This window comes from Proteus sp. TSJ240517 (assembly GCF_047921575.1).
Lineage (GTDB): Bacteria > Pseudomonadota > Gammaproteobacteria > Enterobacterales > Enterobacteriaceae > Proteus.
In genome coordinates this window covers 47,871-61,019 of sequence record NZ_JBLRMH010000010.1, presented here as the reverse complement: position 1 = coordinate 61,019, position 13,149 = coordinate 47,871, and the positions used below count along the sequence as shown (strand labels likewise).

At 34.3% G+C, this 13,149-nt stretch carries 11 protein-coding genes; 5 read left to right on the top strand and 6 right to left on the bottom strand.

The features are described 5' to 3' along the window. Positions 1 to 650: 650 nt before the first annotated feature. The 6 genes from ACNARN_RS15925 to yddG all read right to left on the bottom strand — a co-directional run bounded on the left by ACNARN_RS15925 (position 651) and on the right by yddG (position 6,815). On the bottom strand, positions 651 to 1,169 hold the full coding sequence (locus ACNARN_RS15925) for a FidL-like protein (protein WP_006536331.1): 519 nt from the start codon (positions 1,167 to 1,169) through the stop codon (positions 651 to 653). After that, complete coding sequence (locus tag ACNARN_RS15920; protein ID WP_416304674.1) at positions 1,169 to 2,029, bottom strand: winged helix-turn-helix domain-containing protein; 861 nt, start codon at positions 2,027 to 2,029, stop codon at positions 1,169 to 1,171. The genes ACNARN_RS15925 and ACNARN_RS15920 overlap by 1 nt, the downstream gene beginning before the upstream one ends. A gap of 26 nt (positions 2,030 to 2,055) precedes the next feature. After that, a complete protein-coding gene (locus ACNARN_RS15915) occupies positions 2,056 to 2,643 on the bottom strand; it encodes a TetR/AcrR family transcriptional regulator (protein ID WP_198632587.1) in 588 nt (195 codons plus the stop codon). A 272-nt stretch (positions 2,644 to 2,915) separates the two neighbouring features. Beyond that, complete coding sequence (locus ACNARN_RS15910; RefSeq protein WP_416304673.1) at positions 2,916 to 4,307, bottom strand: protein-tyrosine phosphatase family protein; 1,392 nt, start codon at positions 4,305 to 4,307, stop codon at positions 2,916 to 2,918. A 107-nt stretch (positions 4,308 to 4,414) separates the two neighbouring features. Beyond that, positions 4,415 to 5,689, bottom strand: a complete 1,275-nt coding sequence (locus ACNARN_RS15905; RefSeq protein WP_198632589.1) for a bifunctional O-acetylhomoserine aminocarboxypropyltransferase/cysteine synthase — start codon at positions 5,687 to 5,689, stop codon at positions 4,415 to 4,417. Between the two features lie 211 nt (positions 5,690 to 5,900). Further along, entirely contained in the window at positions 5,901 to 6,815 is a 915-nt protein-coding gene (yddG, locus tag ACNARN_RS15900; RefSeq protein ID WP_198626491.1) for an aromatic amino acid DMT transporter YddG, read from the bottom strand. Positions 6,816 to 7,680: 865 nt separating this feature from the next. Between yddG and ACNARN_RS15895 the strand changes: the two genes are divergently transcribed. The 5 genes from ACNARN_RS15895 (at position 7,681) to ACNARN_RS15875 (ending at position 13,146) form a co-directional block, all read left to right on the top strand. Further along, positions 7,681 to 8,220: a fimbrial protein gene (locus tag ACNARN_RS15895; protein WP_198620604.1), complete on the top strand. Its 540-nt coding sequence runs from the start codon at positions 7,681 to 7,683 to the stop codon at positions 8,218 to 8,220. A gap of 98 nt (positions 8,221 to 8,318) precedes the next feature. After that, positions 8,319 to 8,999 (top strand): molecular chaperone, encoded by a 681-nt coding sequence (locus ACNARN_RS15890; protein WP_198620605.1) that lies wholly within the window; start codon positions 8,319 to 8,321, stop codon positions 8,997 to 8,999. A 36-nt stretch (positions 9,000 to 9,035) separates the two neighbouring features. Beyond that, positions 9,036 to 11,555, top strand: a complete 2,520-nt coding sequence (locus ACNARN_RS15885) for a fimbria/pilus outer membrane usher protein (RefSeq protein ID WP_416304672.1) — start codon at positions 9,036 to 9,038, stop codon at positions 11,553 to 11,555. Next, complete coding sequence (locus ACNARN_RS15880; protein WP_109373217.1) at positions 11,555 to 12,073, top strand: fimbrial protein; 519 nt, start codon at positions 11,555 to 11,557, stop codon at positions 12,071 to 12,073. The genes ACNARN_RS15885 and ACNARN_RS15880 overlap by 1 nt, the downstream gene beginning before the upstream one ends. Then, positions 12,073 to 13,146, top strand: a complete 1,074-nt coding sequence (locus tag ACNARN_RS15875) for a fimbrial protein (protein WP_198620607.1) — start codon at positions 12,073 to 12,075, stop codon at positions 13,144 to 13,146. Before ACNARN_RS15880 ends, ACNARN_RS15875 begins: the two co-directional genes overlap by 1 nt. Positions 13,147 to 13,149: the final 3 nt, after the last annotated feature.

Sequence of the window (13,149 nt, the reverse complement as noted above, 5' to 3'; positions counted from 1 at the left end):
GAAGCCGTTTAACGGTTTACGTTTGCCCATTGTGTCTGCGTGGTGATTTTTTAAACGCAGACGTTGGTTTCAAAATCACTATAACGCGCAAAAAAGAAAACAAAATATAAATCCATAATATGAACATATATAGAATTTAACTCTGCTATTTAGCGTTATTTATGCCTCTATTTATCTTTTCATACTGTTAATTTCATTTTTTCATCGTTATAAAATTATTGAACTTTATAAAAAATAGATTAAAAAACAGGCAAATTAACTTTGTTAGAAGGATGTTGAAAAGGTGCAAAAAGCCAGTACATATCGACGGGAAAGATGTGCGGAATATCACTGATATTTGAACGTGAGATCAATAATTGAAAAAGGCTAAATAGAGTCTATATACAAATCGTGCTATTTTTTTATTGATAACGTATTTATCAAAATTAAACCTTTACTACGGTGTATAAAAAATAAAGATGGGTACTCTTTACTATAAATGTCATGTAGACAATCGGTTCAAATTAAGGAATAGGCAAAAGAGCTAATATCAGAAAGATGTGAGAAAGGAGGATCAATTTAGATGATGGGATATATTGAGTTTTAGACAAACAAAAAGGCGGCTATGTACAAGCCACCTTTGCAAAAATGAGACCAAATAATCAGGGCAATTAATCGAATTTACTACCCGGTTTTAAGGTGCAAATATAGAGGGGTGAATTGAGCGAACTTAATAGTAATGTTTTCTCATTTAGCTTTTGTGCATTAATAAATAACCCATCATGACTATCTGACATTTCGCGCATAAAATAATCAAAAATAACGTCGGGAGATTCATCAATTGATGATGCACTCGCATCCCATTGGCTAACAAAGTAGTGGCGTTCAGTCGGTGAAACACGCTTAGTTGTATAATCAAATTTCACATAGCGTTGTAAATACAACCACCCTGCTTTTGAGGTGGTATAACCTTCAACGACAATTGACCCTTTACCATTGGCACCAAATGAAAAATGAATATTACCATTTACATTTTCATCTTCCATATTTTCAAAACGCATAATGCCTTTGGTTGAGCAAACCATGACACCTTCATTTTTAATGGTTAATAATCTTGTTGCGGCATAAGTGGCGACCAAGATAAAAATCAGGGCCGATAAAAAACATAAAAGTTTCCCTGAGATTTTCATTAGTATTTCCAAGAATAGTAAAAGTAATTATCGCAATAACTAAATGGGTTATCTTCGTTCTTTGCACAATGTGCTAAAAATACCCGCCCTAATCCATTTGTTTGTAATTTATCACCATAAAAGAAAACAAATCGCTCGCCTTTTACACACTGTAAATTAAGCTTCTTTCTTACCGCATCAAAATTACGAACATAATTATCACTTACTGCAGAATTAATCATGGCTTCATTAGAAAGTAATTCACAATCATTGTGTGTTAATGGTGTTAGTGAAATTGGCTTTGATTGATGTTGATTAAAAAAGATGATCACCGCAAGAAATACTGCACCTAATAAAAAACAGATACTGGCTAAATACCAACAAATTTCAGGTTTCTGTGTTTTTTGGGGCGCTTCTTCTTGCGTAGACTCTAAAGGTATTTGAGTTTGCGTTAAAGATAAAGGTGTCGTTGTTTCAACAGCGACTTGATTTTCATCTTTAACTAAAATAGGCGTTTCTTCATTCGTTTGAATTGAAGGTAATAACGTTGAATCATCAATCAGTTCAACTGAAATATCTGGATTAAATTCTAATCGTCCTTTCGCAATGGTAACAATGATATTTTCAATACCATAATGGCGAAATGTTTTTCGTAATAAACTCAAATATTGGTTTAAATTACTGTTTGAGGAAACTAACCCATTATCATCCCAAACACGTTTTAATACTTCATCACGATTAACCACTCCAGGGTGCTGAATAAAATAAAAAAGTAACGCATTTGCGGTAATAGAAAGATGTGTATCAACACTCTCTTTTTCTAATGATATCGCGCCATCCGTTGCGTCGTAATAAATTAAGGCATTTATTTTGTATTTCATTGTGCCCTCATTCATCCTGATTAAAATTACTGATTTGCTGTGTTTGTCATATAGTCAAATGTCATTTCAGATAATCGTTGAACTAATGCGCTACGCTCTTCTTGTGAGATAGTAGGGCCTTCTGTTAATTCAGATAACCAAAGACCATCGGCAGCATAACGAATTAAAGTCCCTAAATAACTATTATCTAATTTATCGCCTTTGGCTAAATGTTCTAACATCCAATCTCGCCAGCATTTGCGCATAATAGGTTCATTTGGCATGGCTAAAGACAATATGGCTAATTGGCGACTTTCGTCTGACTGTTTTAAATCAGAAATATAAGTTAAATATGCGCGAGAAAAACGCCCCGCTTCAATAGGATCATTGTCCATAATAACGGCAATACGGCTATCCATAATACCTAATAAACGTTTAAAGACCGCGTGCACCAACTCTAGCTTTCCGGGGAAATGATGAAGTAGCCCACCTTTACTCACTCCCGCTTCTTTTGCTACGGCATTTAAAGAAAGAGACGCTATACCTTCATTAGCCACAATAATACTTGCCGCTTCCAATAATTGTTCTTGAACTCGGATAGGATCTTTTTTTCGGTGATGCGCAGTTGTATTCATACATAGGATGATACCGACCAGTCGGTATGTTCCTTATTGATCGAAATCAATCCCTTTTAGACTCAAGTCGATTAATTATAAATATTGTAGTTCACTTCACACTCCCTTATTTATTTAACTATATTATTTTTGAAAATATAAAATAAAAATATAAATATTGATTTCATCTTTATATTTATAAATTTGAGATAATAACAATTTGACTATTATCAACAAACAATAAACCATTAAAAATATTTACTTATTACTTGTCAATTTTACCCATTATTTTACTATTTAACCAAAGGAATACCTTTAGCCAAAGCATAAGCAGCAAGTTCAATAAGGATCTCAGGACTATTAAGCACGTGAGGGCTTCTATCAGCTTTTAATTGATGAATAATATCCTCTAATGATTGGTTATTTTCCCCACTATTATTTATAGTATCCATTATCTCCTTTATAACAAAGAACTCACTTGTTCTATTCATTCCATCAGTTCCATGAATAAGGAAGTTATAGTTGTCTGTCTCTAACTTTTCTTTTTCTATAAACTTAATCGTGTTTTCTAAGATAAAAGGATCCATTAATGTTCCAGCTCTCCAATTATTTATATGAACAAATTTAATATACTTTTCTTTATCTCGATCGCTTACATTATTAGTATATAATTCAAAATTTATAATAGGATAATTATCATACATCTCACTTTGTTTTTTTTCATAACTATTTCCTATTACAGCCACATCATTATTATTCATAAAATAATCAAAATACTTAAAATATTTAAAATATTTAAATTTACCCCCATCAAGCATAAAAGAATTATTATTAACATTGTTTCTTTCAATTGATTTTATATCATTATAATTAAAAATCTCATTTTTATCAGATAAAATATAGACAACATCAATATTTTCATTTAACAACATTTTTAGATATTGATTTAATTTCGTATGTAATGGATATTCAGATAAAATAGCCTTATTCTCTGAAGGCGTTAATATTTCATTAGCTGGAAAAATTTGAGATGAATTTTTAATTAGTGTATTTTGACAAAATTGACTGTGCTTATTCCTTTGATTATCTACTTGGGTATATTTATCTTTAGGATAAACATAATTATTTAGATTATTAAGCAACTTATTACTTTGCTTACCAATTTCTTTAAGCGTTATATTTTCCAATTTAGATAAAACACTATTATTTATACCATTTAAATTCATTTTCCTCAGTTTTTTTTGATAGAAATTGAGTTTATCTGCCACATTCTTTATAAAATAAGGTAATTTCATTCCATTCAGAGATGTATAGTAACTGTCTTGATTTTCTATAACATTTCCTCCATTCTCAAATAACATATAATCTTTCTTATTTACTTCTCTTTTTTTACCATTCCCTAGCTCTGTATTTTCCTTTAAATCACTACAATTATATTGATCATCAACATTGCATTCATAAAAGATATTATCCATATCAACTCTATTATTAATATTTATTTTTCCTTTAATTTCCTTTAACTCTCTAGCAAACAGAATTTCATATTCAGGTTTAAAAGATTTATATTCAACAGAAGTATTTTTTATATCTAAAAGATATTCACCAGAAGGATGAGAATATCCACAATCACAATTTATTTCAGATACTTTTGGTAAAACTTTATTTTCGCCAATAGGTTCTAGCATGATTATTCCTTATTTTAAATAAATCCATTTCACATTCCATAGAAATAAAAAATCTTACCAAGCTTGGTAAGATTTTCATAAGAATAAAATATAAAGTGTTTTTTTATTTAAATACTGGCCATTAATGCCTGCTCTAAATCTGCAAGAATATCGTCAATATGTTCAATACCAATAGATAAACGAATTAAATCACGTGAAACACCTGCACGTTCTAATTCTTCATCATTTAATTGGCGATGAGTGGTTGATGCTGGATGACATGCTAATGATTTTGCATCACCGATATTCACAAGGCGAACAATGAGTTGCAATGCATCAATAAATTTCGCCCCAGACTCTGCCCCCCCTTTGATCCCAAAAGAGAGAATACCCGCAGGTTTACCTGACATATAACGTACCGCTAAATCATGTTCAGGATGATGAGTTAAGCCCGCATATTTAACCCACGCAACTTGGGGATGATTTTGCAAATATTCTGCTACTTTTTGTGCATTTTCAGTATGTCGATCCATGCGTAGCGCCAACGTTTCTAACCCTTGTAGAATTAAAAAAGCATTAAATGGCGATAGTGCCGCCCCCGTTCCACGCAAAGGAGCAACACGACATCTTGCTATATAAGCAGCTGCACCAAAATGCTCAACATAATTTACCCCGTGATAAGAAACATCGGGTGTATTTAATATTTCAAAGCGATCTTTATGTTCAGCCCACGGAAATTTACCAGAATCCACAACAATACCGCCAATCGAATTACCGTGACCACCAATATATTTGGTTAACGAATGAATAATAATATCCGCACCATGTTCAAAAGGACGGCACAAATAAGGTGTTGCAACCGTATTATCAACAATTAAAGGCACACCATGACGATGAGCAGTATCTGCTAATGCTTTAATATCAACAATATTCCCACTTGGGTTTGTTATTGTTTCGCAAAATACCGCTTTGGTATTTTCATCAATTAGCGCTTCAAGTGCAGCAATATCATCATGAGGAGCAAAACGCGCTTCAATACCAATTCGTGGAAATGTATGCGCCATTAAATTATATGTGCCGCCATAAAGCTTCGCGACAGAAACAATATTGTCACCCACTTGGGCAATAGTTTGAATAGCGTAAGTAATTGCCGCCATACCTGATGCCACAGCAACAGACGCAATTCCGCCTTCTAATGCCGCAACCCTTTTTTCTAATACGTCATTGGTTGGGTTCATTATTCGGGTATAAATATTTCCAGGTACTTTTAAATCAAATAGATCAGCACCATGTTGCGTATCATCAAACGCATAAGAAGTCGTTTGATAAATAGGCACAGCAACAGCTTTTGTGGTTGGATCAGGTGAATAACCGGCGTGAATAGAAAGTGTCTCAAGTTTCATAGCAATCCCTTTTTATTGCATTTGTTCTTATCGTATTACTTAGATACTAAATCGAAGTAGGATCTTTTAGTCTATAACTAATATAGATAAGCTGATATGCCACCTATCGCATAGTGAAATAATTTCAACTTCGATTAATTAACTGGAAGACGAATAAAATTCACTTCTCAATAAATACGCAATTTGGTTTATATTGAAGCTAATTTTTGTGCTATTTAGCCATTTTAAGTGGTTTCATTCTTTTTTGACGAGTGGCTAACCAGCAAATTAAAGAGCCACCAGTCACCATCATTACGCCTTGCCAAAATGAGAAAGAGAGTGCGGTAGACAATAATATTGATGAGAATGCAGTAGAAATAACGGGAGTAAAATAAGAGAGTGTGGCTAATAAGGTCACATTGCCTCTGATCATGCCGATTGTCCAAGCCGCATTTGCAAGCCCAATAGCCGCACCCGTTATTAATAGTAGTGTGATACTTTTTGTATTCACGATCCACTCTACTGGTGCTGAAAATAGGTATTGTCCCCACAATGCAAGTGACGTTAATAAAAAGAAAGGTACAATGCCGTTATTCCCGCCAGACATAAGGCGAGTTAAATTGCTATAAAACGCCCATAGAATGGCACCTGAAAACGCCAATATATAGCTTAATGGATTGCTTTGAATATTCTTCCATAAACCGTCAATTGTCAGCGGATTATCGCCACTCACAACCCAGACTAATCCACTAAATGCACATAATAATCCGACAATCAGTAAAATAGAGAATCGCTGCTTATTAAGTATTACGGCAAGCGCTAGTGTAAAACTAGGCCATAAATAATTCACCATTCCTAGCTCTATGGCTTGTGTTCTGTCTGTTGCAAATCCCAAAGCTAAAGATAAACAGACTTCATAAGTAACAAATAATAGCCCTCCCCAGAAAAGATAGCGTTTAGGAAAGCGTGATAACTTAGGTACACCTAAAATCAAAATAAGAAAGAGTGTACCTGTGGTATAAATCAGTGCGGCACCCCCTACAGCACCAAAATACTCACTAATATTACGAATTAAGCCAACAATGGTGCTCCAAAGTAGAATGGCAACAATGCCATATAATGTCCCTTTTGATGAGCTAGATATCATTTTTTTGCCTTCGAGTTCAAGATCCGGTCATTAGAACCGATATTAAAACAGAATCAATGTAATTGCTTTAATTACTATCATGCAAAAAATGAAAAACGAATAGGCAAAAATAAAAAGGAAATCTTGAGCAATGAAACATTTTGTTACAATTTATATTGAAAATAAAATATATTGATCCACTCCCCTTGGTTGTAAAAAAAGAGAGAAGAATTATAAATTGTAAAATTATGACATCTAATTTCAAAAAAAATGAATTAATATTACTTCTATTTTTTTTTGAAAAAGCAAATTTAAATCTTTTATTTCTGTAAAAAAACATTCTATTTCGTTTCTTTTCCCCTCAATACGTGTAAATTTTTGTTTCACCATGTAAATATTTTTATCATAAAATATATATTATGAAACATAATGTTATACGTATAAACACCTTATCTATTTTGGATAATCATTATTTGACTGCAAAAAATACAATAAATATCAATCAGATAAATTCAAAATTAACATACATTATATAAACTTATGTATTTTCCCATTTCTTAACATTAATTTTTACCTATAGTTAATAGAATATCCGTAGTTTTTAACTATCGAACCTATCAAAAATTATCGTTTTAAACGATTTCTATAATTTTTTTAGCCCATCTATAATTTTCGCTAATTTGACTTAAGTGCAATATGAATTTTATTCCTGTTTAATGTGAAATTTGATCTATTCGTTCTTATTTTAATAGGTGTATTAATAATTCTATTTACGCTTCTCAAACCTATTTTAATCACTGCTTCTTCATTTATTAAGCAGGGTTAAATATAGCTTATTTTATTAAGCTAAAAACAAAGATATATATTGAAAATATAGGAACAATGCATGAAAAAGTTATTATTATCTGCCATTATTACTTCAACAATGGCAGTTATTGCAGCACCTGCATTAGCAGCAACTACCACCACTGTAAATGGCGGTTCTGTTAACTTCGAAGGTTCTGTCGTTAATGCGGCTTGTGGTGTTGATAGCAGCTCATCAAACCAAACCGTTCACTTAGGTCAATTCCGTGTTGTTGAATTCGCAGCGAAAGGTGATGAAACAAACCGTATTCCTTTTAGTATCAAATTAAATAATTGTGATACTACAGTATCAGCTAATGCTGCAATTACCTTCAACGGTACGGCTTCAAGTGGTGATGCAAATGCGTTTGCATTACAAGGTGCTAATTCAGCAGAAAATATTGCTTTAAAAATTACTGATTCTACTAGTGCCATTGTTGCACCAAACCAAGCTTCTACAACTCAAAAACTGATTGATGGTGAAAACCAATTACATTACAACGCCTCCCTTATTTCAACTGAAGATGCGGTTAAGGCAGGTAGCGCAAACGTCACCACAAACTTTATGATTACCTACTCTTAATTGCTAATTATTTTTGATTGATATCTTATTGCCAAGGACGGCATATTTTTCTATCAAAAATACAATTGCCCGTATTCATTACCTAATGTATCTTTATTATGAAAAAAATACTTATATTCCTTGTTGTTTTTCTCTTTCCATTATTATCTTATTCTAATGGTGTTTCATTGGGTGCAACACGTATTGTTTATAATTCTAATATTAAACAAACGAATCTTGTAGTAACGAATTCAGATAAAGAAAATAATTTCCTCATTCAATCATGGGTTTCAGATATCGATGGAAATAAAACAACTGATTTTATTGTTACGCCTCCTTTATATATTTTAGATGCCAATAAAGAAAATGCATTAAGAATTATGTATGTCGGTAAATCATTACCAAAAGATAAAGAAAGTTTATTTTGGATGAATGTAAAAGTTATACCTTCATTACAAAAAGGGCTTGAGAAAGAAAATACCATGCAAATTGCGATACAAAGTCGAATTAAATTATTTTATCGCCCAAGTATTTTACCGGCTTATAGTGAAAAATTTGCTAATGAAATTAAGTTTTCTTATCAAAATGGGGAACTTATTGCCACTAATCCAACGCCTTATTATATTACGATGGTAAATCTAGCCGTAACAGGTAGTCAACTTCCATCAAGTATCATGCTCAATCCTTTATCCCAATTAACATTGGGAAAAATAAATCGAAATGAAAATACAATTTCATTCCAAACAATTAATGATTACGGCGCACAGACCCCAGTATTAAAAAAAGAAATTACTCATTAACAATTACATCTGCTTTTAGCTTGTTGGTTAAAAATCATGGTTAATAAAAATACAGTTTGTTTTCTTTTTTCTGGCATCATTACGATTTCATTAATATTGCCATTTCCTTCATATAGTGCAAACCGATTTAATCCTGCATTTTTATCTGATTCACCTGAAGCAGTCACTGATTTAAGCTATTTTGAAGCAGGAAACAGTATTAAACCCGGTGATTATCCTCTGGATATTATTTTTAATAATGAATATCTACGAAATGAAAGTATTCATTTTATTAGCAATAATAAAAATGTGATCCCTTGTTTAAATAAAGCTTTTTTACAGTCACTAGGGATTAACATTAAGTTAATTACTGACTTTGATTTAAAATCAGAAAAAGAATGTATTGATATTTCGGATTCTATTCCTAATACCAGCGTTAATTATGATATTGAAAAACAAGCATTAAAAATTCAAGTACCTCAAGCCGCATTAAATCTCCAAGCACGAGGTTATATTCCACCGGAAAAATGGGATAACGGAATTACCGCAGGTTTATTAAATTACAGTTTTAGTGGTGCCAATAATTGGGGAAATTCTCATAATAATAGCTATTACCTTAATCTACGTAGCGGGATCAATATTGGCGCTTGGCGATTGAGAGATTATTCCACATGGAATTCATCAAATGGAAAGCATCAATGGGATCACATCAATACCTATCTTCAACGAAATATTGTGTCATTAAGAAGTCAGTTAAAAGTTGGCGATAGTTATACCTCATCAACATTATTCGACAGCGTTAATTTCCGAGGTGTTTCTTTAGAAAGTGATGACACCATGTTGCCAGATAGCCAACGAGGATTTGCACCTGTTGTGAGAGGTATTGCAAGTGGCAATGCCAAAGTTGTTATTCGACAAAATGGCTATGTTATTTATCAGACTTTTGTCTCTCTTGGTGCATTTGAAATTCGCGATCTTTATCCCACTTCAAATAGTGGCGATTTATATGTCTCAGTTGAAGAGAACGATGGAAGTAAACACGACTATATTGTGCCTTATTCTGCTGTACCTATTTTACAACGAGAAGGTCAAAAAAAGTTTGTTATTCAAGCGGGTGAAGTTCGCCAAGATAGCCAAAATAAAAAGCCTCGCTTTATCCAAGGTCATCTTATTTATGGTCTTCCTTATGACAGTACCGCTTACGGTGGTGCATTAATTACCTCTGATTATCAATCTTATGCGCTAGGTGTAGGTCGGAATATGGGAACTTTAGGTGCATTCTCAACGGATATCACCTTTGCCCATAGTAAATTACCTGATAATTCCACTTCTGAAGGGTACTCCCTGCGCTTTCTCTATGCCAAATCATTAAACCAATTTGGAACAAATTTTCAATTATTAGGATATCGCTATTCCACTTCGGGTTTTTATACGCTAGATGAAACACTTAATACTCGAATGTCAGGCTATCTCTATGAAAATAATAAAGAAGAACCATTACGCTATTTTAATTTACACAATAGAAAAAAAGGCAGTCTTCAAGTGAATTTATCACAGCAACTTGGAGATTATGGTTCTGTTTTCATGACAACCAATTGGCAAAATTATTGGGAAACCAATGAAAAAAATGTTCTGTTTCAAGCTGGTTATAACGGCAATGTAAAAGGCCTCTCTTACAATATTATTTATGGATACAACCGCATGATGAATAGCGGTCAGCGCGATCAAACACTCTCTTTGGGTATTTCGATTCCATTGCAATTATTAATGCCTTCAAGCTATCAATCCGTAAATAGTGCTTATCTCACTTATAACTATAGTCATAATGATAATGGTTATTCAGCACATAATGCCGGTGTAGCAGGCACATTATTTGAAGATAACACGCTCAATTACAGTGTTCAGCAAGGCTATAGTAATCAAGGCGGAAGTTATACAGGTAACGCAGCATTAGGTTATCAAAGTCGCTATGGCAACCTTAATGTGGGTTATAACTATAACAAAGAGGCTCAACAACTGAATTATAGCGTTGCTGGGGGGATGTTACTTCACAGCGAAGGTTTAACGTTAAGCCAGCCTTTAAGCTCAAATACCATTCTTGTTGATGCTCGCAAAACCGCAGACGTTCCCATCGATAATGCAACGGGGATTTATACCGACTGGCGTGGATTTGCCGTTATTCCTTATGCAACCGCTTATCGCCAAAATAAAGTCGCGCTTGATACCACAGCACTTCCTGATAATGTCGAAATTGAACAGAATATTCAGCAAGCTATTCCGACCCAAGGCGCTGTTATCAAAGTCAATTTTGATGCTAAAACAGGATATCGCCTACTCCTAACACTGCAGCGACAAGGGCGCCCACTTCCTTTTGGTGCCATAGCATCCGACAAGCAAAATCACCTATCCGGCATTATTGGTGATGATGGCTTACTTTACCTTTCTGGTGTCCCTGAATCAGGCGTATTAGATATTCGTTGGGGAAATCGTGCGTCTGAACAGTGCCAAGTAAATTATAAATTACCTGAAAATCAACAAGATGAACCTTTTGTAAAAATGACACAGGAGTGCCAATAATGCATAAACTCACGCTTATTTTGGCTCTATCACTCCTTTTTATGACTAAAGGATATGCCTATGACACTTTAGTGCAAATTCATGCACGAGTGACAGGCAACACCTGCACCGTTGAGACAAACTCAGAAAATATTACAGTGAAACTTGGCGACATTGCGACGAAAGACTTCACATCAACGGCGATGAGCCAACAACGAACACCAGTTATTCCTTTTAGTATCAAATTAGTGGACTGTCAGCCAGAGGCCAGTGCGGTGAAAGTCAGTTTTAACGGTACGGGTGATCTCTCTGATAATACATTACTGGCGATTAATGATAATGGCGCAAAAGGTGTCGCTATTTCAATTATGGATAAAAATAGAACATCAATCGCAGTTAATGATAAAAGCCAATCTTATCCCCTGTTACCTAATCAAGATAATACCCTGCAATTTTACGCTCGCTATGTCGCCACTCAAGTGCCAGTCAGTGCAGGACAAGCCAATGCAACCACCACATTTTTATTGGAGTACCAATAATGAAACGTATTTTATTCCCCCTTACATTACTGGTTTCCCTTGTTTGTCTTCCCACAGAAATGGCATGGGCGGTGGCAGATCCTCTTGTAGTTTCACCGCCGCCAATGAATTTTGATGGCGCAGCGGATGGTACACCCACAGGCACTCCCATAACCTCAACGTGGATAGGTGAAACTTCCGTTTTTAATGGCTTTAAATGTGAAAATCAGTTCTTACAAAAATGTTGGGTAGAAACACTGTATGCCAATGCGTTAGGCTCAAAAATTAGTGGTATTTACTATTACGAAGGGGGAGATCGTTACCCAATTTATTCACTACCCGGAGTCAAAGGTATTGGCTATGCTTTTGGCCTAAAAGATAACAATGACAGTGTTTCTTATGTGCCAATTGATGTTAATAATGGTTCTGGTGCAACCATTATTTATCCAGCGGCAGGCTCTACTGTTAACCATAATGTTGACCGCATTTCATTAAAAGGCAAAGTAGTGTTTGTTGTCACAGATGAACACTTAGAAACGGGTATTTATAATATTCCTTATACCGTTATCGCCAATACTTGGTCTGAATATGGTGGTGCACATAAAGGTAATAACACCTCTCTCGTTGCTATTAACCCTGTGACAATCACCATTAAAGCCAGAGGTTGTACGGTCAATACGAAAAATCTCACCTATGAATTAGGCGATATCTCAATGCGAGATATGGCAACCATTGGTTCAACGTCAAAAACACAAAGTAAGCCCATTTCTGTCACTTGTGATACCAATGTTCACCTATATGCCAGCATGACCGACCAATCTACCTATTCTAATAATACAGATGTACTCACACTAACATCAGACTCTGATGCTTCGGGTATTGGGATACAGTTTCTTTTTAATGATAATCCAACCCCCGTCGTTTATGGGCCTGATATCAGCGCGACTGGACAACCTAATCAACGTTTACTTCATATAACAACTTCTAATAACGAAAACTACACATTAAACCTGTCAACTCGCTATATCACGACTGGAACACTAAAACCTGGTAAAGCAAACGGGTTAGCCAGTCTGACTTTTTCTTATCAATAATGA